Origin of the sequence: Trinickia violacea (genome assembly GCF_005280735.1) — a bacterium.
Lineage (GTDB): Bacteria > Pseudomonadota > Gammaproteobacteria > Burkholderiales > Burkholderiaceae > Trinickia_A > Trinickia_A violacea.
The window spans coordinates 691,800-716,810 of the sequence record NZ_CP040078.1 but is presented as its reverse complement, the minus strand read 5'-3'; the positions used below and the strand labels follow the sequence as shown (position 1 = coordinate 716,810).

The window sequence follows — 25,011 nt, the reverse complement described above, 5'->3', positions numbered from 1 at the left end:
ATGACTGTCAGCGCACTACCCACCGCTACGCGCCGTGAACGCATCGTTCAACTGGACGGCCTGCGCGCCATCGCCGTGCTTGCCGTGTTCGCGCAACACGCGTTGAAAGCGCCGTTGTGGATGGGCGTCGACCTGTTTTTCGTGTTGAGCGGTTTCTTGATCACCGGCATCCTGCTCGATCGCAAGGCGCGCGGGCAGTCCTATTTCAGCTACTTCTACGCGCGCCGCGCTCGCCGCATCCTGCCGCCTTACGTGCTGCTGATGATCGTCTCGTCGCTGCTGTTCGGCCTCGGCTGGGCCGAGCATTGGCAGTGGTACGCGTTCTTTGCCACCAATATCGGCGACGCGCTCGATCAAGCCGGCCACCCCAGCCTCAACGTGTTGTGGTCGCTTGCCGTCGAAGAGCAGTTTTATGTGTTCTGGCCGTTTGTCGTGCTGTTTGCGTCGGAACGTGCGCTGCTGTTCATCGCCGCGGCTTTGATCGTCATCGTGCCGGTGCTGCGCGCGGTCTCGACGCCGTTCTTCGATACGTTCTGGCCGATTTACTACCTCACGCCGTTTCGCATGGACTTGCTCTCGGCAGGCGCATTGCTGGCCGTGCTGGTACGGCAAGACGCCAATGCGCTCGTGCGGCTGAAAGCAGCGGCCTATGTCGGCTTTTTCGCAGCGCTCGCGGTGCTCGCGTGGCTGCATCTTCACTATCCGCGCTTTCGCGCCGCGAACACGCCGCTGTCGAATGCGGGGCTCTATAGCGTGTCGCTGGTTCTCTGCACGTCGCTGGTCGTGATCGCGCTGCAAAGCAAAGGGATCGTGAAGCGCCTCTTGAGCCACCCCGTGCTCGTCTATATCGGCACGATCAGCTACACGATCTACCTGATTCACTTGAGCATCCTTTACGCGCTTTGGCCGCACATCCACAGCCGCTATGCAGCGGCCGCAGCGGCGCTCGCCATCACGCTCGCCTACGCAAGCCTCACCTGGTTTGGCTTCGAAAAGCGGCTCATTCACGGCGGGCCCCGCCATGAAGCACGCCAACTGCTGACCGTCGAATAAAACACTCGCATCACTCTTAGGGAAACGCCATGGACCCTCAACGCAAAGCGATCATCACCGGTGTCTCAGGACAAGACGGCGCGTATCTCACCAAGCTGCTGCTCGAAAAGGGCTACCACGTCACCGGCACCTATCGGCGAACCAGCTCCGTGAATTTCTGGCGCATGGATGAACTCGGCATCAGCCGGCATCCGAACCTGTCGCTCGTCGAGCACGATCTGACCGACCTCGGATCCAGCATGCGCCTGATCGAAAAGGCGCAAGCAAGCGAGCTTTACAACCTCGCGGCGCAGAGCTTCGTCGGCGTGTCGTTCGATCAGCCAGCGACCACCGCGGACGTCACCGGCATCGGCGCGTTGAACCTGCTCGAAGCGATCCGGCTGCTCAATCCGCGCATGCGCTACTACCAGGCTTCGACCTCCGAAATGTTCGGCAAGGTGCAGGCGATTCCGCAATCGGAATCCACGCCGTTCTATCCGCGCAGCCCCTATGGCGTGGCCAAGCTGTTCGCGCATTGGACGACGATCAACTACCGCGAGTCGTACAACATCTTCGGTTGCAGCGGCATCCTGTTCAATCACGAGTCGCCGCTGCGCGGACGCGAATTCGTCACGCGCAAGATCACCGACACCGTCGCGAAGATCAAGCTCGGCAAGACGGACAAGCTCGAACTCGGCAATCTCGATGCGAAGCGCGACTGGGGCTTCGCGCAGGAATATGTCGAAGGCATGTGGCGCATGCTGCAAGCCGACGAGCCGGATACCTACGTGCTCGCCACCAATCGCACGGAGACGGTGCGCGATTTCGTCGACATGGCGTTTGCCGCGGCCGGCTACCAGATCGAGTGGACGGGCAAAGGCGAGCAGGAGAAAGGGCTCGACGTGTCGACGGGCAAGGTGCTCGTGCAGGTGAATCCGAAGTTCTACCGGCCCGCCGAAGTCGATCTGCTGATCGGCTGCGCGGACAAGGCCAAGGACAAGCTCGGCTGGCAGCCCGAGACGACGCTCGAGCAACTGTGCCAGCTGATGGTCGATGCCGATCTCGAACGCAATCAGCACCATGAGACATTCTGATCGGCAAGGGCGTCGCGCGCTCGTCACCGGGCTGGGCGGGTTCACCGGCCAGCACATGGCCGACTATCTCGAAGACGCCGGCTATGAGGTGTGGGGCACGGTGTCGCCCGAATTGGCGGACGTCGCTTCGAACCGGCACCTCGTGTGTTCCGTCGATCTGCTGGACGCCGAAGGCATGAAGGCGATGGTCGCCGATGCACGGCCCGACGTGGTCGTGCATCTGGCGGGCGCCGCGCACGTGGCGAACGGCACGGCGGGCAATACGTACCTCGTGAATATCGTCGGGACGCGCAACTTGCTGTCGGCGCTCGCCTCACTCGACAAGCCGCCGCGCGCCGTATTGCTCGCGAGCAGCGCGAATGTCTACGGTAACGCGCCCGTCGAGGTGCTCGACGAGAGCATCGAGCCGTCACCTGCCAACGACTACGCGGTCAGCAAGCTCGCGATGGAGCACGCGGCGCGGCTTTGGATGGACCGCTTGCCGATCGTCGTCGCGCGCCCGTTCAACTACACGGGCGTCGGGCAGCGCGAGGATTACCTGCTGCCGAAGATCGTCGGCCACCATGCGCGAAACGAGGCGAAAATCTCGCTCGGCAACCTCAACGTCAGCCGCGATTTCTCGGACGTGCGCAACGTGGTGTCGATCTACGGCAGCCTGCTCGAAGCCGCGCCTGCGGGCGAGACGTTCAACATCTGCTCGGGCGTCGGGCACTCGCTGGGCGAAGTGCTCGCGATGCTCTCGCGCATCGCCGGCTACGAGATCGAGGTGTTCGTCGATCCGCGGTTTTTGCGGGCGAACGAGGTGCATCGGCTCGTCGGCTCCAATCGCAAGCTGCAGCGCGCGATCGGACGCGTACCGGTGACACCGCTCGCGGAGACGCTCGAATGGATGTATGAGGCAGCGGCGCAGCGCGAAGAAACCACGCCTCAGCACAATGGATCGCAAGCCGGCTGACAAGCGCGCCCCCTAGCGTTTGAGATCGCTGTGGGCCTGAAGTAAGCGCTAAAGCGCTAACTCCAGGCAACCGCAGCATGGGACCGGAGTAAGCGCTGAAGCGCTAACTCCGATCGACAAAAAAAAAGCCTCTCGGTTACGAAACCGAGAGGCCAAGTCTACCCAAGCTCACTCTGCTCACGACGCGACGCGGGCCAACGCGCTTGGCGCGTCAGCGGCCGAGACCGCCCATCATCATGTACTTCAGTTCGACGTATTCGTCGAGGCCGTACTTCGAGCCTTCGCGGCCCAGGCCCGATTCCTTGACGCCGCCGAACGGCGCCACTTCGGTCGAAATAATGCCTTCGTTGATGCCGACCATGCCGCTCTCGAGCGCCTCGGCGACGCGCCATGCACGGCCCAGGTCGCGCGTATAGAAGTACGCGGACAAGCCGAACGGCGTGTCGTTGGCCGCCGCGATCGCTTCCTCTTCGGTCTTGAAGCGGAACGCCGCTGCGACCGGGCCGAACGTCTCTTCGTCGGCGAGGAGCATCGACCTCGACGCATTCACGAGCACCGTCGGCTCGTAGAACGTGCCGCCGAGCGCGTGGCGCTTGCCGCCCGTCAACACTTGCGCGCCCTTCTTCAACGCGTCTTCGACGTGGAGTTCCACCTTCGTGAGCGCCGCTTCGTTGATCAGCGGCCCCTGCTCGGTGTCGCCTTCGAGCCCGTTGCCGACGCGCATCTTCTTCACGGCAACGGTGAGTGCCTGCATGAACGCGTCGTAGATGCCGTCCTGCACATAGAAGCGGTTGACGCACACGCAGGTCTGCCCGGTGTTGCGGAACTTCGACGCGATCGCGCCTTGCACGGCGGCATCGATATCGGCATCGTCGAACACGATGAACGGCGCGTTGCCGCCGAGTTCGAGCGAGAGCTTCTTGAGCGTGTCGGCCGACTGCTTCGCGAGCAGCTTGCCGACGCGCGTCGAGCCCGTGAACGACAGCTTGCGCACGACGGACGACGACGTCAGCACATTGCCGATTGCGACGGCATCGCCGGACACGACGTTGAACACGCCCGCCGGAATGCCCGCTTGCTCGGCCAGCACGGCGAGCGCAAACGCGGACAGCGGCGTTTCCTCGGAGGGCTTGAGCACCATCGTGCAGCCGGCCGCAAGCGCGGGCCCCGCTTTGCGCGTGATCATCGCGAGCGGGAAATTCCACGGCGTGATCGCGGCGACGACGCCGATCGGCTCACGCGTGACGACGATCTTCGAATCCGGGCGCGGGCTCGGAATCACGTCGCCGTACATGCGCTTCGCTTCCTCGGCGAACCACTCGAGGAAACTTGCCGCGTAGCCGACTTCGCCGCGCGCTTCGGCAAGCGGCTTGCCTTGCTCGCGCACCATCAGCTCGGCAAGCGCTTCGCGGTGTTCGAGCATCAGCTCGCCCCAGCGCTTCACGCGCGCGCCGCGTTCCTTGGCGGTCAGCTTGCGCCAGGCGGGGAACGCGCGTTCCGCGGCGGCGATCGCTTGCGCAGTTTCGGCTGCGCCGCCCTTCGCCACTTGGGTGATGACTTCGCCGGTAGCCGGGTTGAGCACCGCATAGGTGCCGTCGCCCTGGCCCTTGGCCGAATGCCATTCGCCGTCGATGTAGTGTCCAGTACGGAGAAATTCGCTCATGCTGCTTTTTCCAAAGTGTCGGCAAACACGCCCTGCGCAGGACGCGCTTCGCGGGCGATACGTTTGCCTGCCGTGTAATCGTTGATCAGATCGCACGGCGTGTAATTGCGTTCCAGCTCATACAGCTCGTCGGCGTCGAGCTTCGTCTCGAGCGCGGCGAGCGCGCTGTCGAATTGCGCGGGCGTATCCGCGCCGACCAGCATGCTCGACACGCTTGGCTGATTCAGCACCCACGCCTGCGCGATCTGCGCCGGGCTCACGCCGCGCCGCTTCGCGACACGCGCGACCGATGCCGCGATCTCGAGCGACGCCTTGTCGCCGTACATTTGCGCGGTGAAGAAGTCGGTCTGATTGCGCGTGGAGTTCGGATCGGAGGTCAACAGGCCGCGCGCGAGCGGGCTGAACACCGAGACGCCGATGCCTTGATCGAAGCAGTACGGCATCATCTCGCGCTCTTCTTCGCGATACGCGAGGTTCAGCTGCAGCTGCATGTTGATCGGCTTGGCCCAGCCATTGCGATCGCAGACTTGCATGATCTTCGCGAGCTGCCACGTGTACATCGTCGACACGCCGACATAGCGCGCCTTGCCTGCACGCACGATATCGTTGAGCGCACCCATCGTTTCTTCAACGGGCGTGTTCACGTCGAAGAAGTGCAGCATGAAGATGTCGACGTAATCCATGTCGAGGCGCTTGAGCGAGCCGTCGATGCCGTCCATCACGTGCTTGCGCGAATGGCCGCCTGCGTTCTGATAGGCACCCATGTCGTAGCCGACCTTCGTCGTCACGACGATCTCCTCGCGCCGCGCGAGGCGCTTCAGGATGCGGCCGACCACTTCCTCGCCCACCCCGGTCGAATAGAAATCGGCGAGGTCGATGAAGTTCACGCCGGCTTCGAGCGCGTGACGCACGATCGGCTCGCTTTGCGCTTCGTCGAAAATCCAGGGCTTCCACTGCGGCGTGCCCATGTTCATCGTGCCGAGGCACAGGCGCGAAACCTTCAGACCGGATTGGCCGAGGCGGACGTATTCCATATTTGTGTCTCCTTGTCGACCAGAGTTGGCGCTTTAGTGCTTACTCTGGTCCCATGCAAAGCTAGCGGCGGCGCTTCTAACGACACCCAAGCCGCAGTGCATGTATTAGCGTTGTTTGGGGGTGTAGAACGGGTTCGAAACTTCGCGCGCGGCGGCAAACACTTCTTCCTTGTGCGGCAAGCCCTTCATCGCTGCGAGGATCGCGTTCTTGCAAGCGCGGTAGTTGTTCTCGAACACGGCGTCGAGATCGTCGGTCTTCGGATTGACCCAGTTCGCCGAGACGACGACCCAGTCGTTTTCCGCTTCGGGCGGCAGCGTGCCGTTTTCGAGCGACTCGGCCACGGCCTTCGCGATGCCCGCCTGCGATGCGCCCCACGTTGCGTTGCCGTGGAAATCGCCCTCGATCTGCGCCTTGTTCACATAGAGCGTGAGCGGCTTGGTCGGCACGCCGGGGCGCGCGATGACGACGAACGGCGCGTGGCCCGCCGACGGCGTCGAGAGCGCCGTGGCGAACGCCTGGCCCGCCGGGCCGTTGCGCGGACCGACCAGCACGTTGATGTGGGCGAGATTGACGCCCGGGCCTTCGAAGCCTTCGCCGATATAGAGTTGCTTGTCCGTTGCTGCGCTCATGTGTGTGAACCCGTTGGAGGTTGGGGAGGTGGAACGATTGTGCTATCGGGCCGAATAGCGTATGAAGCGATGTTTTTTGATCTGGGGTATGAGGCCGACTCAAGTTCGGGTTTTTACGGAGTCTTGACGGGCGGAAACGGGCGCGGCGGCGGGAAAGGTGAGGAAATTCGGGAGCGGGGACAATGCCGCTCGCGAGAGGCGTTCGGCGATGGATATCGATGGACGGTGACGCACCGGTAGTGGCTGGAACTTTGGCAATGGAAAGCGCAAAGAATTGGCGCGTCGAGTCGCTGCCGGCCGAGCCGGGAATAGCGTGAAGCGCTCGATGAATACGCCGCCAGCCCTTGTCAGATAAGGCTTTCCGCGAATCGCCGGGAATGCGCCGCAGAGCGGCCGTTGCACGTTGCGCGGCTCGCCGCATCCGTCACGACAACGGGTTGAGCACGTTAAGCCATGCCTGCGAAACCGGGGACACGCGCCTCTCTCGCGCGCTCACTCGGCTGAGCCGTCATGCCAAAGGTGAGCCGATTCGGGAGCCGGCGCGACCTGCGGATTGCAGAGTCGCGCCGGCGGTAGTTCATTGCAGGTCGCCGCTTAAAACCGCTTAGGCGACTTTGCCGTCAGCCTTCGATCAGGAAACGCTCGCGATTCTTGCCGATCCATGCCGGCACGCGGCCGCGTCCGCTCCAAGTCTGGCCGGTTTTCGGATTGAGGTATTTAGCGGGCAACGCGGCTTTGCGCGCAGTTGGACGTTTGCTGGAAAAGCCAAGTTCTTCAGCGGTAATGCCATATTCCGCAATCTTTTCTTTGATCTGCGCAATCGCGGCCTCTATTTCCTTCTCGCGGGCCTCCAAGACCTGAACCTGAAGCTTTTCAAGTTGCAGGGTGAGCTGTTTGTATGTCGCCATGGATCATTGCCTCCCATTGTCATCGGTTACAGCAATGTGACTGTGCCATGAACAAAAAGTGCCGCACGGGGTGCGCAAATAGGTCCGTTCTTACCGATAGGGGTGCGCCTCGACTCGGCAAGCAGCGCAAATGCGATTGCCGGAACGATAGGCAATTAGCGGAACTGACTACTCGCCAGGACCTGTCGATGCTAATAACAGGCTTTAGTGAGCGCTCAATTCAAGCAAATCCAACGTGCCGATTAATTTCTTTGCGCGCTCGATATGCGAAGGCAAGCGCGCCGCCGCCAAAACGGAATCCACGCGCTTGCGCCAATATGACAACGGAATCCGGTCGCCGGGGGAAATGCGGGCGACGATCCGCTCCAAATGCTCGAGATCTTGTTCGACGTGGCAATGACCCATTTACCGCCCCCGGATTGCACATTCAGCCTCGACGTTCGGCGTCCCGCCTGCGATGCCGGCAAAACGGGCCTTTAGCCGATTATTGGCGAAACACGATGAAAGTTTTGTGCATCCGGTCAATGTGGTTTGGCGATTTAAACCGATTGATGGTTTTCGGGTCCGGTCCACATGTCGCGCAACACTGCGCGTTATTTCGCCCGGCAGGCAAACAACAAAGTGCGCGTGTCGCCGCTGCTCGATTGCTTGACGATGTCGAAATCACCCTGGCAGATACCGCGAGCATTCTGCATACAGGTATCCCACGGTCCGGCGGATGGACATTGGACTTGGGTCGTCACCCGGCCGTCGCCGGTGAAGAGCGGCGCGCTGCCGCCGCAGCCGCCGAGCGCCGCCGCGAATGCGGCAGCCGCCATCGCGCGCATTGCGACGCCAAATCGAACCGAAAAAAATTGCGTGTGCTTCATCGAATCACCCCATCGGCGCTCTTATTTTGATCTGCCGGAGTATGCCATGCGTGCGCGTCTCGCCGTTACTTCTGCGCGGGAAATGGCTTATACGGCAGAGGCGCGTGCGGATCGGTGCTCAGGCGAATAAAAACCTTCTCGACATCCGGAACGGCCTCGAGTTGCTTCTCGAGCGCATCGCGGTCAAACGCGGATGGCGCGCAGCCGTCCGCGTAAATGAAACGCCGCTGCACGGTAATCCAGATACTCGTGCCGTGCAGCGTTGGGGCGCCTGTGAAGCGAGAACGCACTGCGTCGGCGATATCGGCGTCGTACATATACGAATTCGGCTTCGTGCACTTGTGCGCGAGCCAGCAGGTGGTGCCGCGCTCGACACGGTAATGCGCATCGTCTTCCATTTCGGCGCGGCCCGTGAACGGGCCGAGCGGCACCGGGCAGCCGGTGAAGTCTTGCGAAAGCGTGAAGAAAGGATCGTTGAACCAGTTCCGTATTTCCGGCGCGGCCGGCTCAGGCGCCGCTGCCGCCGACGCCTCCTGCCCATAAGACGCCACGCTCGATGCGAGCAGCATACTCGCGACAAAAAGACGCTTCATGACAGCCCCTCCAGTCGTTCACGTTCCTTCGCCCAGTCCCAGTCCAACAGACAGAACGCAAGCCCACTGCGAAGCACGAAAAAGGGCGCTTCTGTACAATCGCTCGCGAATTCTTTCGACACAGCAAGCATTGAAGCACGCCGCACGCGAGGCGCGGCGCGCCACGCGCGAGCCGATGCGGCAACCGCGAGCGCCCGCCCACTCCGTCCGGCGTACGGAAAGCAACTCAGAAACGGAGACTCAATGTCCTTTGTCATCGTCCTCGCTGCGCTGGCGTTCCTGATGTTCGCCGCCTATCGCGGCTACAGCGTCATTCTGTTCGCGCCGATCGCCGCGCTCGCGGCCGTCCTCCTGACCGAGCCCGCCGCCGTCGCGCCCGTGTTCTCGGGCATCTTCATGGAGAAGATGGTCGGCTTCGTCAAATTGTACTTTCCGGTCTTCCTGCTCGGCGCGGTGTTCGGCAAGGTGATCGAGCTGTCGGGCTTCTCCGAGGCCATCGTGCACGCCGCGATCCGCTATATCGGCCGCTCGCGCGCGAATGCGGTGATCGTCGCGGTGTGCGCGCTGCTCACCTATGGCGGCGTGTCGCTGTTCGTCGTCGTGTTCGCCGTCTACCCGTTTGCCGCCGAACTGTATCGCCAAAGCAATATTCCGAAGCGGCTGATGCCGGGCGCGATCGCCCTCGGCGCATTCTCGTTCACGATGGATTCGCTGCCGGGCACGCCGCAGATCCAGAACATCATCCCGACCACGTTCTTCAAGACGACCGCCTGGGCCGCGCCCGCGCTCGGCGTGATCGGCTCGGCGTTCATCATCGCGGTCGGCCTCTCGTATCTGGAATGGCGCCGCCGCGCCGCGATCGCCAAGGGCGAGGGCTATGGCACGTCGCTCGTGAACGAGCCGGAGCGCGTCGAAGCGTCGTCACTGCCGCATCCGTTGCTCGCGATTGCACCGCTCCTGCTCGTCGGCGTGGCGAACTTCGCGCTGACGAAGTGGATTCCGCAGTGGTACGGCACGGAGACCTATACCGTCGCGCCCGACGTCCTGCCAGGCGTGCATGCGCCGGTTTCGGCGACGATCAAATCGGTGGTGGCCGTATGGGCCGTGCAAGGGGCGCTTCTGCTCGGCATTCTGCTCGTCGTCATCACCGCGTTTGGCCGGGTGCAGGAGCGTTTCGCCTCCGCCACCAAGACCGCGGTCGGCGGCGCGCTGCTCGCGGCGATGAATACGGCGTCGGAGTATGGCTTCGGCGGCGTGATCGCCGCGCTGCCCGGCTTTCTCGTGGTCAGCGATGCGCTCAAGAGCATTCCGAATCCGCTCGTGAACGCGGCCATTTCGGTCAGCTCGCTCGCGGGTATCACCGGCTCGGCGTCGGGCGGCATGAGCATCGCGCTCGCGGCGATGTCGGACGTGTTCATCAAGGGCGCGCAAGCCGCGCAGATCCCGCTCGAGGTCCTGCATCGCGTCGTGGCGATGGCAAGCGGCGGGATGGACACGCTGCCGCACAACGGCGCGGTGATTACGCTGTTGGCCGTCACCGGATTGACACACCGCGAATCGTATCGCGACATTTTTGCGGTGACGGTCATCAAGACGATGGCGGTGTTCTTTGTGATCGCTGTCTACTATCTGACCGGTTTGGTTTGAGTCGGCAATAAAAGGCTGCGGTGAAAGCCGACCTTCAAGGTACCAAGCCGCACCTCACCGAAATAGCGAGAACGCCTCCCTGCCAGCAATATCTGCGGAACCGTACACCCCTGACATCACACAGTCCGCCGCCACGCACTCAAAAGTACTGTCCTGAAACGTGAACACAAAATGCCGCCGCGGATGATGAGGTGACACCCGTTTCCAGGAGCTAGCGACGAACGAGGATTTTAGGACCTCGTGTGCTTGATACCACTTCAAGCCTACCGCTGCCAACGGATGAGAGCCCAACCCTTCATCATTCGGCGGTCCTAGTCGATGGAACGCCGCCCACGGAAACTGTACCAGGCAGAACGGCTCGTCCTCGTCGCTAAATGGACCGTACCGTTCAAAGTCAATTTCCGCGATTCGGTACACGATGGCGACTTGGCGCTCGTTGGCAATGACAAACGGCTCGGTCGAACCGGGCGATGGAACGGGAACAGAGTCGAGCAGGACAATCTTGTCCTGCTCTTCGGATTCGAGCGTATAAGCCATCTGAGAACGCGACTTCCTTTATTCGCTCGCGGGCGTGCTCGCAGCGACTGATGCCGGAGCAATCTCCTTCTCCACCGCTGTCTGCTCGGTCGCGACCGTCTTGCGGCCAGGCCTCTTCTTGGCAGCAGACTTCCTGCTAGCAACCTTGCCGGCGGCGGCCGCGTGCTTTGCAGGTCCCTTCTTGGCAACAGCGGCCTTCGTCACGGCTTTCTTGGCGCCAACTTTCTTTGCGGGAGTCTTCTTCGTCACAGCGCTAGAGCTGGTAGCCGCTTCGTTCGCCGCGCCTGCAATCAAAAACGCCGTCCGGTCTTTGGCACCAGCCAGCCAAGCCGGTGCAGGGCCGCGGCCACTCCACGTCGCACCGGACTTGGGGTCACGGTAAAGCGCAGGCTGCGGACCTTTCGGCTGCCCCTTTCCAGCGCCCGAACCAACAGCCTTCGACGCTGTCTTCTTGACCGCAGTCTTTGCCTTTGTCGCTGTACCTGCGGTCGCGGGAGCAGTCGCTTTAGTGCTACCGGCAATCAAGAATTTATTCCGGTCTTTGGCTTCAGCAATCCACGCCGGCGCGCGACCACGCCCGCTCCACGTCGACCCGGACTTGGGGTCGCGATACATTGGTGGTTGCGGGCCTCGGACATAAGCGCCAGTTCTCTTTGGTTTTGCGGCACTCGGCGCCGAGCTGACGACACCGCCTGCAATCAAAAACTTACTGCGGTCCTTGACGTCCTTAATCCAAGCCGGCGGACGGGCATGACCGCTCCAAGTTTCGCCAGTTTTTGGGTTCAGGTATTTCGGCGGCAGTTTGCCCGTCGCGCTGGCAGCAGGCTTTTCCACCGCCGCAACTGCCAACTTGCCGGCACGCTTTGCGCCCCCTTTCACTGGACCGGTGTGGGCTTCAATATCAGCTGTCGTCAGGTCGTTCTGTGCCATCAGTTCGCGGATTTTATCGATGATGGCCGACGACTTCTTTGCGACGAGCGCATCGGCTTGCGCCTGAAGCTTCTGCAGCTTTGCCTGAATTTGCTCTAAAGTTGCCATCTGGGCTCCCCTTGTTGTTGATTAATCGAGCGCACTATGCCATATGGATGCATACTGTGGCTATGGGTTCATAGGTCACCGAAAGTATCAATCCGGTTCTCAAATTCGACATCGACGAGTTGGCTTTCTGGCCCCTCAATCAGATAGGCTGCGACACCGGCGCTTGCGGAAGTGCTGCAGCTTGTCACCACCATGACTACCTCGTTACATCGGCGCAATGAGCGTACGGTGCGATTCTCCACAAGCGGCGCTTAGTAGCTGTCAGCCATTGGCATTCGAGAAGGAATATTTTATGGACGAACGTAAGCGAGACAGCATGATTGCTTATCTCCGCCATCGCATAGAGGAGTTTGGCATCACGCCAGAGGACCTGGCTTCAGCGCTAGCAAACGAGCAGACAGAAGCTCGCTACCTTAGTGCGACGGGAGACACGTGGACCGGCGAAGGAGAAATGCCGCAGTGGCTCAAGCAAGCGATTAGTGCGGGTCAATCCCTTGACCACTTTAAATTGGCACCAAAGGCGGCACAACCTGTGCCGTCGAGCAGACCAGGCGTGGATTGGCGTAATGACCCGTTTGCGGGCACCCCGCTCGCGCGGCAGGAAAGTCATTCGCGTTAGGCGCGGTGCAAGCACTCTGCATGAAGTGCCGATGACGGCGGAGTGGCTCAGCGAACTCCGAAGTGTGCTTGCCACGCGCAAGGCTCGGATGCGTTCGTCGCAGTCGGACCGACCACATTCGAGCGAGCAGGTAACGCCACTGCCGACCCAATCCCGACGTGAATCAATTCAGGCTATACGCAGTCCGTGAGCGGGCAGAATCTCCTGCGTGACAACGAAGCGATGCTCCTTCACTGCGTCGTGGAAGCGTCGGTAGTCGCTTCTTTCAAAGGCCTCGCCCCATCGTGGACGGTCGCCATGGTCATCGTCTGACAGCAAACCTGTCGCTTCGAACTTCCAAGAGCCGAGTCCTTTTGCCACATAGTCCGGTATGCGCTCCTTCAGGCCAGGAATGGCTCCGGTATGCACTGAATCGCAAATTGCCTGAAGTCGTTCCTGGTCGTCGTCGCTTCTGTTGTTAGCGAGTACGTTGCGAAGCACCTCTTTCACGTTAGGCGGTATTCCTGGCTGAGACTCGAAACCGTCCGCTCCTGCGATAAATGCCTGAACGACACGGCAAGCCATATCGGCCGCGCAAACGAAGTCTTCCAGATTGTGCCTTTCGACAGGCGTTCCTCTACCGTCGACGTAACTCCATTTCGCCCATGGCTGGTCTGGATAATGCAGCGCAGCACCGTGACCAACTGGCAGTGCCTTCGTCAGCACGTTGGACTCCAAGTCATCGACCAGGTGCTCGGTCGCATGGACCAGATGTGCCAGCCAGTGCTCCGTCGTGCAGTCCTCGGCCTCAAGTCGAAGAACGCGGTTGAACTCGCAGTCGATTCCCGCGAACCCCTGGTGCGCCCATGTATCCACGTAGGCATGGAGCGTCACGCCCAATCGATGCAGGGCGGTATCGGCGTCCCTTTGCCGAATCGCCCGCCGAACGACATCTCGCGCAATCGCGCTATCTGCGCGACAAACGGCTTTCTCCTGCAGGGTTTCACCCTCGCCAGCGGGGAGGAAATGGAATGGCGTCCACACAAGCCTATTTTGGTCGTTTTCAGTGTTGGAATAATCGAACAGCCTGTGCGCAGTTGCGAAGCGCTCAAACGTCTCGCCTCCTGCAAATCGCAATATCCCCGCCGTCGTTGCGTCATCGACGTACTGGCAGGCGTGTGCCACCGTCAGCGCCTGGTCGGCCGGCATGCCGGCCAGGCGCGCGACGATATACACAACGCCATAGTGGAAATCGATGTTCATTGACGACTCTCCTCAAACGCAACTCATTGGAGGAACAGCGAGTCGCGAGAATTGCGCGTACACGCCAACCCGGGCTGCCCCCGTTACAAAGCGCCGCACGATTCGATTGCCCTGACCGAGACACGAGTCTTGCTCCGCTCTGCTCTTGTGTCGAGCCGCGGGTTTTCTGGGTTGATAGCGTGCCTTGGCGCGCCGGCCGAAGAATCCACGCAGGCGCCTTATTCCATGTGAGTGAAACGACCGAGAACACCCAGACTTCAAAAAACGCGCTCGATTCTCGGCAGGAAGTCGACGGGAACACAACGCCGCACAGGCTCTGAATACATGTCCGCGTCACACCACTGGCTCATCCGGCTATCGGCCCCGGCCACGCAGGTCCGGTTCCGTCCCCGGCGTTTGGCGGCATAGAGCGCGCGGTCCGCGACTGCAAACAGGTCGCTTCCGTCGCCGTCATCTCCCGGTCGTGTTGAGCGCTTAGAAAGTGGCGTAACCGTGTACGGCTGCGGTTCGTGCCATGATTCGTGGACTGTGACCTTCACATCGACGCGATGAACGTACGCACCTCAGCACATTCTGCCCGTTTCGTTTCGGGCTCGACCATGCGTCATGTGGTTGTCATGGCCGGCACCGGCGCAATCGGCCTGATGGCGGTATTCGCGGTCGACCTTGCGAACCTTTTCTATATATCGCTTCTTGGCGATGCTTCGGTAGCGGCGGCTGTGGGCTTCGCGGGCACCGTCACCTTCTTTCATGTCGCCATCTCAATCGGCGCGACCATTGGAGTAAGTGCGACCGTCGCTCGCTTACTCGGCGCTGGTCAACATGCCAAAGCTCGACAGGTCGCTTCTGCCAGTCTCATTTGGATGGGCTTGGTGACCATCGTGTTGAGCGCAGCGACGCTGGCGCTACTCAACCCAATTCTCAACGCGCTTGGTGCGAGAGGAGAAACGCGCGAGTTGGCGCGCACTTTCCTTTACATCACTGGCCCGACCTATCCGCTGCTTGCAATTGGGATGTGTACAGCGGCGATTATGCGCTCGACTGGCGACGCGCGACGAGCCATGATGGTAACTCTCACGGCGGCGGTCATCACTGCAGTTCTAGACCCAATTCTCATCTTTGGCCTGCGCCTTGGATTGACTGGTGCGGCCGTCTCGAACGTCGTCGCACGCATAGCGTTGGCCGTTGTAGGTTTGTACGGAGTGGCTAGAGTCAATCACTTGGTCGGCCGCCCACGTATTGGGCGCTCGTGGCGGGACGTGAAGCCCGTGCTGAAGGTGGCACTTCCGGCCGTCCTGACCAACCTGGCGACGCCGGTCGCCAGTGCATACGTCACGCATGCAATGGCGCGTTTTGGTCCAGCGGCAGTCGCCGGACAGGCCACAATTGACCGCATCTCACCGGTCGCCTTCGCCTTGATATACGCGCTGACCGGTGCGGTCGGTCCCATCATCTCGCAGAACCTCGGTGCTGGGCGAGCGGACCGAATTCGGGAAACTGTACGCAACAGCCTCGCGTTCGTCCTGCTAACCGTTGCAGTGGCCTGGCTCGTGCTGGCGTTCGCTCAGAACAGTCTAATTCGCGCTTTTTCCGCCCACGGTGTAACCGCAACAATCCTCTCGACTTTTTGCTCGTGGCTGGTCGCAAGCTATGTCTTCGTTGGTTGTCTCTTCGTGGCGAACGCGACGTTCAACAATTTAGACCGTCCTCTTCTATCAACGCTATTCAATTGGGGACGAGCAACGGTCGGAACACTGCCGTTTGTAGCGGTCGGAATCCGACATGGTCCCATCGGTGTGTTGGTGGGCCAGGCAGCCGGCAGCGCGATTTTTGGAACGATGGCGATGCTGGTCGCCTTTCTTGTCGTCAGGCGTCTGCCGATGGAAGATTGCGCTCGACTGGCACAGCGGCACGCCAACGAGCCGACTTCGTCGGCGGTCAGCGTCCCAGGCGCGGCGGCTGGCAATACCATCGCGCCTCGTGTGCAATGATGCTCCCTACCTACCGGTCAGTTTGAGGAGGTTGCTGTGACAGTCTCTCGTCTGCGAGATATTCCCGGCATCGGCGTCGACAAAATGGGCGACGCCGCGGACTCATCGAAAAACCGCAACGTCCTACGGCTCGAGAATCTTGATACCGACCTAAGACCGCCCGCCGAGGCCATCCGTCGAACCCACGAGGCAGTCGACGATGACGACGCGAACAGCTACCTACCGTTCACCGGTCAGGTCGCACTGCGCGAGGCGGTCATCGCGCGTATGAAGCAATCGACCGGCATCAGCTACGACGCGAACAGCGAATGCATCATATCCGCGGGCGGGCTAGCCGGTATTCTCAACGTCCTGTTATCGATACTGGAACCCGGCGACGAGGTGGTGCTGACGGACCCGACCTACGCAGGGCTCATCAACCGCGTCAGTCTGGCCGGCGGCGTTCCGAAGTTCGCGCGCCTGATACCAGGTGCCGACGGTTGGCGGCTAGACCTCGACAGTCTTGCAGCAGCAATTGGACCGCGGACGCGCGCGCTACTCGTCATGTCGCCCTCCATGCCGAGCGGGTTTGTTGCGACCGAAACCGAGTGGGCAGCCATCGCGGCGCATTGCAGGCAATCGAATGCCTGGCTCGTCTATGACGCTGCGATGGAGCGCATCCTGTTCGATGGCCGCCAGGTCATTCATCCAGCTGCGTTGCCGGACATGCGGCAACGCACCATCACGGTTGGGTCCGTCTCCAAGGAGTTCAGGATGATTGGATGGCGCGTGGGCTGGATTGTCGGCCCTGAAGTCATCATGACCGACGTCCGGCTGACCAGTCTGACTAACGTCGTGTGCCAAGTTGGCATCGGCATGCCTGGAGCGACAGCCGCGCTCACTTGCTCGGACGATGGCGTGGCGCAAGCGGTAGCCGAGTGGCAGACGCGCCGTGATTTTCTGCTAGGCGAGCTCCACGACCTTCCTGTCATTCGCCCTGATGGAGGTTGGTCCATGCTAATCGACACGGAACAACTCGAACTGTCGTCTCCCGATGCGTCACGAATGCTGCTCGCGAAGGGTGAAGTGGCCGCTACTCCAATGGTTGGCTGGGGACCGGTTGCTAGCCGATATATTCGCTTCGTGTTCGCTAACGAACCGGTGTCCCGGCTCGCGGATATCCGCAATCGCGTGCGAGCGGCATGGGGAATCTGAAAGGCGGGCACGATTTGAAGCGGCAGCATACAGAGCCGCAGCCGGACGTCACAGAGTGAACCGACCGCAGCTCTGTATGCTGGAGACGCTTCTGGGTCTGCTCATGCGCCAGCACCGCCCGTTGGGTCCGGACGGAGTGGCGTCGGCAAGAGCGGCGACGGGCCCCAAACTTCGGCCTTGAAATTGGTCGCAAATGTTCGCAATTCCTGCTCCATCGTGCGCCACGGCCCGTCCGCGAACGCTGCCCAGTCAGTCATAGAGTTCCAGCAAGTGGTCGTTCGAATCTGCGGGCTGCCCAACATATTTCGGTTTGCACGAAGCTCGAGCACGCCAGGCTGCTGCCGAATCGTTTCCGAAGTCTTCCTCGCCCATTCAGCGTAAGACTCCAGATTTACATCCGGCCGTAGGTCATAGGTATTGGTCACTTCAATCATAGAAGTCTCCTCGGCAGTTTTCACTGGCTGTTCCCTCTGACAGCTCGCTGGCACGGCAATGCGGCGCTTCGCCAATGCTGGCTCCATCTACCCTCGGTAGTCAAGCGACGATGGACAGCATAAGTCCGTTGCGGTGCTCCTGAATTTTCATACTACAGAGGCGGGTTGGGGATGCGCCATCCTGCCCCACGGCGCCGCGTTAGTGGTGGTGTTCGCAATGTCGTGAGCCGCGGTAGTACGATATTCGTTCGTCAGCACACGAGCGCTTCGTCGCTCCGCGCTGGTGTTGTCTTTCAGGAAAAGGAGGAGCCATGCGCATACTAATAGTTGGCGCAACCGGACTGCTCGGCAAGGAGATTGTCCGACTGCTCTCGTCCGAACACGAGGTCATCGGTGCGAGCCGCAATGGCCCTGACCAGTCGGTGGACCTCGCAGATAAGGCATCCATCGTCTCAATGTATCAACAGCTCGGAACCGTTGACGCCGTGATTTGCGCTGCAGGTGCGGCGAAATTCGCACCGCTTGAATCGCTGACGGATGAAGACTTTGCCTTCAGTCTGGCCAACAAGCTGATGGGACAAGTCAATCTCGTCCGGTGCTCGGTCGGTCACATCGCACAAGGCGGGTCCCTGACGCTAACCAGCGGCATTCTCTCCCTGCATCCGGTCACGGGGAGTGCCGTGGTGGGCATCGTGAATGCAGGAGTCGAGGCGTTCGTCCGGTCCGCAGCTCTCGAATTGCACGGCAAGGCACGGGTCAACGTCGTCAGCCCAGGCTGGGTTTCGGAAACACTTGCCGCGATGGGGCAGGCCTATTCGGCAGGTACTCCCGCCGCAGTAGTGGCCCAAGCATACAAGCGAGGCCTCGTCGAGGACATCACGGGACAGGTCATTCCAGTCAAATAATCGTGAAAGTAGCACCGCCGTCGTTCAACGCGTGCCGTCGCAGCAACCGCGGTCGACGTCAGTCTCGCTGTCTTAACTCGTAGCAACGGCGAGATTCGTACGATGCTGCATGCCAGGGCAGGTTTTGAGGGGACGACCATGAACCTCGCCGGCAGGCGGCGAAGGACAGTCTCCGGTTTACGCCCTCCGCATAGTGTGCAAGTATCCCTCGCAGCGCGTAGCACAGATACTCTTGCTGTCTTGCGAGGTTCAGAATGGACTGGAGGTTCTGGAAGACCGAGAAGCGCCACGAGGAGGCGCGCAACTGGCCCAACGATACGCATGAATCGATACGGCAACTCCTAGGCATGTACCAGGGCGCCGGAGCACCGCCGTTTGCAAGCTGGGCCGCGCCGGGCATCGCATTCACACCTGACGTCGAACCCATCGCACGAAACGGTGCCATGGGCTACCAGCTTGCCCTTTGGTTCTGGCTATTTGCTGAGAAGCACGGAACTATCGCGGCGAGGATGGCACGTGAAACTTTCTGCCTGCTTGCCGATGCGGCGCAGCCGTCGTCGGGAGACACCATTGATGCGCTTCTCGACCTGGAAAACCGCCTGGCGCATTCAGTCGAGGCAATTTCCGCTGAACAGCGCACCTTCAGGCAGGAAGGCCTGTCCGTGGAATTGCCGGTGGAATTCTTTTTGGCCACAGGCACGCTCAGGCTCACCCCCGACTCACCTTATGCGGGGAATGCGGGCGCCGCCCTGCAAGGCAACGACTACAAACTGGCAGACTGCTTTCGCCATGCCACAGAAGAAGCGCTGGCTGTTTTCAGGCCGATGATACAGGCGGTCGAATTTGACGCGAACTCGCTGCCCAACTGGAAATGGAGCGCCCGGCCGGGCGCGGCTGAGCGACATCTACAGCGGCGCTTCAGCAATCCACTCTTCCCTCTACACCGGCAGATGGTGACGGCCCACGACGTGCATGAAGCGCGTCTTGCCGACAATCAGGCCCTTCAGGATATTCGCAACGAACTCACTGAGGTAAGCCACGCGTTCTTCGAAAAGTCGGAGTTACCGTTGAATTGGCAGCCGTACCTCGAAAGCTATCGGGACCGGTTAGACAGACTTGATGAACGCCGCCTTATAGCGGGTGGGCAGAACGCGTCGCTCGCTGACGCGATAGCGGCGCTGCGAGCCGACATCCTGGCGGCGTGGCGCTCTGAGATTCAGAAGAACCGACACAGCCTCGCCACGCTCGAGCAGGACGAAGCGCGAAAGGCCGAACGACGTGCGCTTCTGTATGGGTGCGACTGGACCGCGCAGCTGTTGAGTCACGGCTCCGTGATACCGCCGGACGAAGTTGTTCCCGCCCTGCTAAGCGAATCTCCTTCTGAACTTGAGAAAGCGGTGGCCGGCCTGCAGGCAGAGCCACGCCTGCGTGAGACGCTTGCTCACTGCCGGGCAGCTGCACATCGGCTCGTGGGCGAGCTTCGCGCGGCAGGTCACAACGTTCCCGATATGAGCGACAAGCTTCGTATCCTGGACGGTACACCCGGGCAGGTGCCGGCCTGACGTTCCTCATCGACACGCTCGACATCTCGCGACTGCCATTGCCGAGGGGGCGGAGACCTTTGACGCCATCAAGCCGCCTTGCAACGGGAACCATGCGAAGCGTTCGCATTTTGAACCGGCGGCAAACGCCGGAAACAACCCGCTGGTAGCATCGCTCCGTGCGAATTGCCGTCCTGACGCGACGGCAAGGGTCACGGATTGGCGTGCGAACTTGCAACTTGACTTACAAAGGGTTACGCGAAAAAACCTGCAGTTTCCCCTGTCGGTTTTTAGGTCGTCGATAATTCTCGCTGTTTCGGAATCTGGCGTGGCCTCAAGTGGGCCGCGCAACTTGGAGTAAGGCTTTGGTTGTACCAGCAACGCGCCCTGATGGTGCATCAGCGCATCGTGGCTTTCGGCCGCATCGGATGTTGAGTGCGCATGAAATCGCGACGCTCTTACGGCTGCGCAACACGCCTACAGGGGCAATAGCTTCAACCCCGGACGTCTTGGCGCTGCAAGAAATCTCGCTGGTCCAGCGGGTCACATCGGAGCTTGGCGAAGCCAAGTACACACTCACAGCTGCGGGGAAAGCGCTGCTGCGAAGGCTTAGCGCCGCAGCACACGCGACGCGGTGGCGTGCAGCATAACGTCGGCAACGTCACGGGGTCACCACGTTTGTGTCTCGTGCTGTCCTCCGTGACAGTGCGCGGGTTATCTGAACCGGCACCCAGCCGGTAAGACAGGCGCGGCGCAAGCATCAAGCAAGTTGGACATCGTCTCGTTTTGCTGCGGCTGTTACCGCTGCGGTATACGCTGCCGCCCCTTCAGCTTTTGTCAGCAAGCAGGCGCGTTCGGTCCTGTTCTATCCCAAAACGCCCTGACTGCTTTCAGTAGGTTCGCAACGGATACCGGCTTCGTCAACACGGCATGCCATAGGTCCTCTGACGCAGATGGCGGAGGATATAACGCCGTGAGCACGACCACGGGTATGCGCGCGGTCGTAAAGTTGGATTTCAGACGACGACAAAACTCGGCGCCGTTGATGCCCGGCATCATGTAGTCAGTGAGGATAACGTCCGGCCGCTCCGCGACGGCTATCGCCATGGCGGCTTGTGCGTCGCATGCGGTGAGCACGCGATACCCTTCCTCCTCGAACAGGACTCCGAGGGCACGCAGTAAATTGGGGTCGTCGTCGACGGCGAGGATTGTAACCATGGGCAAACCTTGTATCAAAGAGCAACGTGACGCGCAGCAACCGTCGTTCCTGGCGGGCGCTAGTCTAGACTGGAACGTCCCTAGCACCGAATCCGGTTCTTTTGGCTACGTGAGCGATTCGGTTACTTGTACTTTTTTCACTCGTTACGTCGATTGACAGTTCGCGAGAGAGATTTGATGGCCGAGCTTTCCTTGTCTGCCGCCGTCGACCGAGCAAGGCGGGCAGGCGTGCTTGTGACCGACGCCCTCGACCAGCGTCCGCACCGCACGCCCGACTTCTCTGCGGAGAACGGCGCACTGCACAAGCTCGCACAAGCGCTGACCACCTCGAGCGGGGCGGTCTTGCGGGAACTCGCGCATATTGCCCGTGAGCTATGTGGTGCCACCTATGCTGGCATCAACCTCGCGACGGTTGACTCGGGCGGGAAACGGCAATTCCACTGCTCCGCATTCGAAGGTGACATTGAAGTCAACGCGGCAGTTGCGTCAATTCCTGCTGACAACAGTCCAGATGGCATGACGCTGTATCTGCGGGGCGCACAGCTTTTCGCACATCCTCAGCATCACTTTGATGGGCTGTACGCGAAAATGCCCGACGTTGTGGAAGCGCTCGTGGTGCCGATTCCCGGGCAGCCGGTGCCCTGGGGCACGCTTTGGGTCGCGTCCAGGGATAAGCGTCACGGGTTCGACGCCGAGCATCGCAGGCTCCTGACGGCGCTCGCAGATTTCACTTGCGCCGCCTTGACGATTTCGAGGGCTGAGTCGGATGCGCGGCGTCATGCAATGGCAGCCGAAGCGGCGAAGGATGCGCTAGCGTTGGCGGAAGTGCACAAAGACAGCTTCATCGCAACGCTTGGGCATGAACTGCGCAACCCGCTAGCCCCGATTGACGCCGAGCTCAAGGTCCTTCGCAAGTTGTGTACGGACAAGCCCCCAGCCCTCTCGGCCCTGGATATCGTCGACCGTCAGGTAGTCCACCTATGTCGCCTCGTAGATGACCTGCTGGATGCATCTCGCATGAAGCATGGCAAGCATTCGATTCAACCAACCTACGGGCTCCTTCAAGACATTGTCGCTGATGCCGTGGCTGCGGTGAAAGCAGAGACTGAGCGACGCCAGCATCGGTTGACTGTCAATGTACCTGCTTATCCGGTGCAGGTGCGTGCCGACACTGCGCGCATCGTCCAAGTCATCTCGAACCTGCTCTCCAATGCGGTGAAGTACACGCCAGCGCGCGGAAAAATCGATGTACTCGTGGAAGCGCCGGACCTCAGCAATCGTCCTACCGCGGGGGGCCCTTTGGAGGACGTCATCATCACAGTGCGCGATAACGGCATCGGTATCTCGCCAGCGTTGCTGCCTTACGTCTTTCGAATGTTTTCGCAATCGGCGTCCGCCCGCACTCGGGCAGAGGGAGGACTAGGCATTGGTCTGTCAGTGGTGGAGCGCCTTGTTGACGCTCATCGCGGACGCGTTGACATCTTCAGTGAAGGCGAAGGAAGGGGTACGCGGGTGATTGTCCGCCTGCCAATAGCGTCCCGTAGGGTCTCGGAAGACGAAGAGGAATGTGCTGCGTCCGTCTCGCCAGCCTCCACACCGCGACGCATTCTAGTGGTCGATGATAATGTCGACGCGACAGAGGCACTCGGAACGTTGCTCGAATTGGAAGGCCATGAGGTGAAACAAGCTCAGAGCGGCCGCGAGGCGCTTTCCATCGTCGAGACATTTGCACCGGAAGTCGCGCTTATTGATATTGTCATGCCAGACATGGGCGGGACGGAACTGGCCCGACTGCTTCGCGAGCGCACACAGTGCGCAACGACGCGGTTTGTCGCGATGACTGGTCTCTCCCAGCTCGAGGCCGAACGTCCGGAAGCCAGTAGTCTCTTCGCTTACAAGCTCCTCAAGCCGGTCTCCCTTGGTGACCTGGCGACGGTTCTGAGGCAATCAGCAACATAGTGACAGGGCGCCGGCTGCGCCTGAACATGTTCGTCGAGACCATCCTGCTACTCAGTCAGCCGACGATAAGCACTCAAATGGCGTATCAACCCCTGCTGGTCGCCACGTGTCTCGAGCAGAATTGCGAGGTTGTGATGGGCGTCCGCGTAGGATGGGTCAAGCTCGAGACATCGTTGATAACTCTGCTCTGCATCGTCAAGCCGGCCCAGTTCCTCAAAGGCGATGGCTCGATTGAAGTGAAGGACGGAGTCCTTGGGGAAGTAGGACAGCGCCTCGTCAAATACTTGAAGCGCATCTACACATCGCGCTTCGAGTTCACACAGCAGCGCACCCAGGTCAACGTAGGCGGCGTAGTACGGTTGCGGGGAAAGCGCGATTGCCTTTCTGTATGCCTGTTCAGCGCCCATCATGTCCGACGTTCTCAGCTTTTCACCGAGGTCGTACCATTCCTCAGCCTGACGCGCGAGGTCCTTCTGTGCCGGTGCGGTGTCAAGGAAGACGACGTCGCCTTTGATTTCAGCGACCTCAAAATCCAGTAGAAGCTGTCCCGTCACCGCATCCCATTGAGAGGGGCCTGTCCTTACCGCCACATCGTTGCCGACCGCTGATACGCGAATGCCTGTTAGCGGCAGCTCATCCGGCAGTACCTCCCTGAGCCGCGAGAGCGCCTGAATTATCTTGCGAGGCGGTATCCGGGCAGCGCGCAACTGCAGCGCGGTTCGCAGCAGAACGACATCCTGAAAGGTGAAGCGATATCCGTTTCGCGGCCCCCGACTGGGCGTGACGAAACCCGCTGTGACCAGACCAGAAACCACCGCGCGGGAAACGCCGAGCATCGATTGCAACTCGCGCATCGAAATCTCGCGCGCGGAATCTCCTAACGTCACTTGCGTGCCCGGACCTTTGCGGGCTCTTGTGCAGGCGTTTTGGGGGCGCGCGCCGCAGGCTTGCGCGTCTTCGGCGCCGCTGCAATTTCCGCGACGGGCTCCTCTGCGCTCTTGCGCTTAGGTGTGGAAGCGGGCTTCGCTTTTGCCCCTCCCTTTAGACTGGCGCGCAAAGCTTCCATGAGGTCAATGACCTGCGCACCGCCCGCCGTGGCTTCGTCGGGCTCGTGAATGACGACCTGCTTGCCTTCAATCTTTTCGTCGATGGCGGCAAGAATGCGCTTCTTCTCGTCATCCTCGTACGCAGTCGGGTCGTAATTGTCTTCGGCCCCCTGGTCGATAATCTGAAGCGCGAGCTTCAATTCAGCGTCGGACACTTGTATGTGTTCGATGTGCAACTCCTCGAGCGACCGAACCTCGTCCGCAAAAAGCAATTGCTGAAAGACGAGTCCGTCGGCTTCCGGCCGTACCTGTACGATTCGGGTCTTGCCTTTGAATGCCCATTTGGCAAGTGCGCATCGGCCACTCTCGGCCAGCGCCTGCTGCAACAAGCAGTATGGCTTCCCACCACGCTTGTCAGGGGCAATGTAGTACGCCTTGTCGTAATAGACCGGATTGACCGCTTTCTCCGGTATGAAGGCGAGTATCTCGACGACGTGACTGGCGGCATCCTCCAGGGCTTTTAGTTCGTCGGCGGTGAACACGACAAACTTGTCCTTTTCGAATTCGTAGCCCTTTTTCATGTTCGAGCGTTCGACGACCGCTCCCGTTGCCTCTGAGACGTACTGCTGCTTTACGCGGGAACCATCTGGAGCCAACAGATTGAACCTAACGTCAGACGAACTCTCCGTCGCCGTGTACAGCTTCACCGGTATGGAAACGAGCCCGAAGGACAGGGATAAGGAGGCGATGGAACGAGCAGGCATGGAGTTCTCCTCTCGGATTGGCGGTTCAGCAAATCGCCGAGCAAGGGGTATGCCGCCGCCGGTGGCGCCAGACTGCTTAGCTGCGAGCGTCACGGGTT

General features: G+C 60.7%; 24 protein-coding genes. 10 read left to right on the top strand and 14 right to left on the bottom strand.

What is annotated here, in order from left to right; all coding sequences use genetic code 11:
- The 3 genes from FAZ95_RS25265 to FAZ95_RS25255 are packed head-to-tail and all read left to right on the top strand — an operon-like array spanning position 1 to position 3,081.
- Positions 1 to 1,053, top strand: a complete 1,053-nt coding sequence (locus tag FAZ95_RS25265) for an acyltransferase family protein (RefSeq protein WP_137335252.1) — start codon at positions 1 to 3, stop codon at positions 1,051 to 1,053.
- 29 nt (positions 1,054 to 1,082) lie between these two features.
- Complete coding sequence (gene gmd, locus FAZ95_RS25260) at positions 1,083 to 2,126, top strand: GDP-mannose 4,6-dehydratase (RefSeq protein ID WP_137335251.1); 1,044 nt, start codon at positions 1,083 to 1,085, stop codon at positions 2,124 to 2,126.
- Positions 2,113 to 3,081, top strand: coding sequence for a GDP-mannose 4,6-dehydratase (locus FAZ95_RS25255; protein ID WP_137335250.1), 969 nt, complete (start codon positions 2,113 to 2,115; stop codon positions 3,079 to 3,081). The genes gmd and FAZ95_RS25255 overlap by 14 nt, the downstream gene beginning before the upstream one ends.
- 211 nt (positions 3,082 to 3,292) lie before the next feature.
- Here FAZ95_RS25255 and FAZ95_RS25250 read toward each other — a convergent pair whose 3' ends face one another.
- The 7 genes from FAZ95_RS25250 to FAZ95_RS25220 all read right to left on the bottom strand — a co-directional run bounded on the left by FAZ95_RS25250 (position 3,293) and on the right by FAZ95_RS25220 (position 8,778).
- Positions 3,293 to 4,744, bottom strand: a complete 1,452-nt coding sequence (locus FAZ95_RS25250; protein WP_137335249.1) for an NAD-dependent succinate-semialdehyde dehydrogenase — start codon at positions 4,742 to 4,744, stop codon at positions 3,293 to 3,295.
- Positions 4,741 to 5,778 (bottom strand): aldo/keto reductase, encoded by a 1,038-nt coding sequence (locus FAZ95_RS25245; protein ID WP_137335248.1) that lies wholly within the window; start codon positions 5,776 to 5,778, stop codon positions 4,741 to 4,743. Before FAZ95_RS25245 ends, FAZ95_RS25250 begins: the two co-directional genes overlap by 4 nt.
- A 105-nt stretch (positions 5,779 to 5,883) precedes the next feature.
- Positions 5,884 to 6,408 carry a formaldehyde-activating enzyme gene (gene fae, locus FAZ95_RS25240; RefSeq protein ID WP_137335247.1) on the bottom strand — a complete coding sequence of 175 codons (525 nt, stop codon included), beginning with the start codon at positions 6,406 to 6,408 and terminating at the stop codon, positions 5,884 to 5,886.
- Between the two features lie 620 nt (positions 6,409 to 7,028).
- The gene (locus tag FAZ95_RS25235) at positions 7,029 to 7,316 is read right to left on the bottom strand and encodes an H-NS histone family protein (protein WP_137335246.1); all 288 of its coding nucleotides are present in this window, start codon (positions 7,314 to 7,316) and stop codon (positions 7,029 to 7,031) included.
- A gap of 204 nt (positions 7,317 to 7,520) precedes the next feature.
- Positions 7,521 to 7,685: a hypothetical protein gene (locus FAZ95_RS25230; protein ID WP_437437782.1), complete on the bottom strand. Its 165-nt coding sequence runs from the start codon at positions 7,683 to 7,685 to the stop codon at positions 7,521 to 7,523.
- A 224-nt stretch (positions 7,686 to 7,909) separates the two neighbouring features.
- Entirely contained in the window at positions 7,910 to 8,143 is a 234-nt protein-coding gene (locus FAZ95_RS40170; protein WP_254700281.1) for a hypothetical protein, read from the bottom strand.
- A gap of 107 nt (positions 8,144 to 8,250) precedes the next feature.
- The gene (locus FAZ95_RS25220; RefSeq protein ID WP_137335244.1) at positions 8,251 to 8,778 is read right to left on the bottom strand and encodes a BON domain-containing protein; all 528 of its coding nucleotides are present in this window, start codon (positions 8,776 to 8,778) and stop codon (positions 8,251 to 8,253) included.
- A 243-nt stretch (positions 8,779 to 9,021) separates the two neighbouring features.
- Here FAZ95_RS25220 and FAZ95_RS25215 point away from each other — a divergent pair, with 243 nt between their 5' ends.
- Positions 9,022 to 10,425: a GntP family permease gene (locus FAZ95_RS25215; protein ID WP_137335243.1), complete on the top strand. Its 1,404-nt coding sequence runs from the start codon at positions 9,022 to 9,024 to the stop codon at positions 10,423 to 10,425.
- Between the two features lie 54 nt (positions 10,426 to 10,479).
- On the opposite strand, the gene FAZ95_RS25210 is transcribed toward FAZ95_RS25215, so the two are convergent.
- A complete protein-coding gene (locus tag FAZ95_RS25210) occupies positions 10,480 to 10,962 on the bottom strand; it encodes a hypothetical protein (protein WP_137335242.1) in 483 nt (160 codons plus the stop codon).
- An 18-nt stretch (positions 10,963 to 10,980) separates the two neighbouring features.
- On the bottom strand, positions 10,981 to 12,000 hold the full coding sequence (locus tag FAZ95_RS25205; RefSeq protein ID WP_137335241.1) for an H-NS family nucleoid-associated regulatory protein: 1,020 nt from the start codon (positions 11,998 to 12,000) through the stop codon (positions 10,981 to 10,983).
- A gap of 292 nt (positions 12,001 to 12,292) precedes the next feature.
- Here FAZ95_RS25205 and FAZ95_RS25200 point away from each other — a divergent pair, with 292 nt between their 5' ends.
- Entirely contained in the window at positions 12,293 to 12,619 is a 327-nt protein-coding gene (locus tag FAZ95_RS25200; RefSeq protein WP_137335240.1) for an H-NS histone family protein, read from the top strand.
- A 168-nt stretch (positions 12,620 to 12,787) separates the two neighbouring features.
- Here the strand turns inward: FAZ95_RS25200 and FAZ95_RS25195 are convergent, their stop codons facing one another.
- Positions 12,788 to 13,861, bottom strand: a complete 1,074-nt coding sequence (locus tag FAZ95_RS25195) for a DUF6765 family protein (RefSeq protein WP_137335239.1) — start codon at positions 13,859 to 13,861, stop codon at positions 12,788 to 12,790.
- A gap of 548 nt (positions 13,862 to 14,409) precedes the next feature.
- Here FAZ95_RS25195 and FAZ95_RS25190 point away from each other — a divergent pair.
- Positions 14,410 to 15,852, top strand: coding sequence for an MATE family efflux transporter (locus FAZ95_RS25190; protein WP_137335238.1), 1,443 nt, complete (start codon positions 14,410 to 14,412; stop codon positions 15,850 to 15,852).
- Positions 15,853 to 15,888: 36 nt separating this feature from the next.
- Positions 15,889 to 17,046 (top strand): pyridoxal phosphate-dependent aminotransferase, encoded by a 1,158-nt coding sequence (locus FAZ95_RS25185; protein WP_137335237.1) that lies wholly within the window; start codon positions 15,889 to 15,891, stop codon positions 17,044 to 17,046.
- A gap of 101 nt (positions 17,047 to 17,147) precedes the next feature.
- Here the strand turns inward: FAZ95_RS25185 and FAZ95_RS25180 are convergent, their stop codons facing one another.
- The gene (locus FAZ95_RS25180; RefSeq protein WP_137335236.1) at positions 17,148 to 17,480 is read right to left on the bottom strand and encodes an antibiotic biosynthesis monooxygenase family protein; all 333 of its coding nucleotides are present in this window, start codon (positions 17,478 to 17,480) and stop codon (positions 17,148 to 17,150) included.
- A 311-nt stretch (positions 17,481 to 17,791) separates the two neighbouring features.
- Between FAZ95_RS25180 and FAZ95_RS25175 the strand changes: the two genes are divergently transcribed.
- Positions 17,792 to 18,385 (top strand): short chain dehydrogenase, encoded by a 594-nt coding sequence (locus tag FAZ95_RS25175; RefSeq protein ID WP_137335235.1) that lies wholly within the window; start codon positions 17,792 to 17,794, stop codon positions 18,383 to 18,385.
- A 254-nt stretch (positions 18,386 to 18,639) separates the two neighbouring features.
- A complete protein-coding gene (locus FAZ95_RS25170) occupies positions 18,640 to 19,947 on the top strand; it encodes a tryptophan leader peptide (RefSeq protein WP_137335234.1) in 1,308 nt (435 codons plus the stop codon).
- Between the two features lie 816 nt (positions 19,948 to 20,763).
- Here FAZ95_RS25170 and FAZ95_RS25160 read toward each other — a convergent pair.
- Positions 20,764 to 21,144 (bottom strand): response regulator, encoded by a 381-nt coding sequence (locus FAZ95_RS25160; protein WP_137335232.1) that lies wholly within the window; start codon positions 21,142 to 21,144, stop codon positions 20,764 to 20,766.
- A gap of 177 nt (positions 21,145 to 21,321) precedes the next feature.
- Between FAZ95_RS25160 and FAZ95_RS25155 the strand changes: the two genes are divergently transcribed.
- Positions 21,322 to 23,103 (top strand): hybrid sensor histidine kinase/response regulator, encoded by a 1,782-nt coding sequence (locus tag FAZ95_RS25155; RefSeq protein ID WP_137335231.1) that lies wholly within the window; start codon positions 21,322 to 21,324, stop codon positions 23,101 to 23,103.
- A 47-nt stretch (positions 23,104 to 23,150) separates the two neighbouring features.
- Here FAZ95_RS25155 and FAZ95_RS25150 read toward each other — a convergent pair whose 3' ends face one another.
- Positions 23,151 to 23,957, bottom strand: coding sequence for a tetratricopeptide repeat protein (locus tag FAZ95_RS25150; protein ID WP_175425755.1), 807 nt, complete (start codon positions 23,955 to 23,957; stop codon positions 23,151 to 23,153).
- Between the two features lie 29 nt (positions 23,958 to 23,986).
- Positions 23,987 to 24,913: a non-homologous end joining protein Ku gene (gene ku / locus FAZ95_RS25145; protein ID WP_137335229.1), complete on the bottom strand. Its 927-nt coding sequence runs from the start codon at positions 24,911 to 24,913 to the stop codon at positions 23,987 to 23,989.
- Between the last annotated feature and the right edge of the window lie 98 nt (positions 24,914 to 25,011).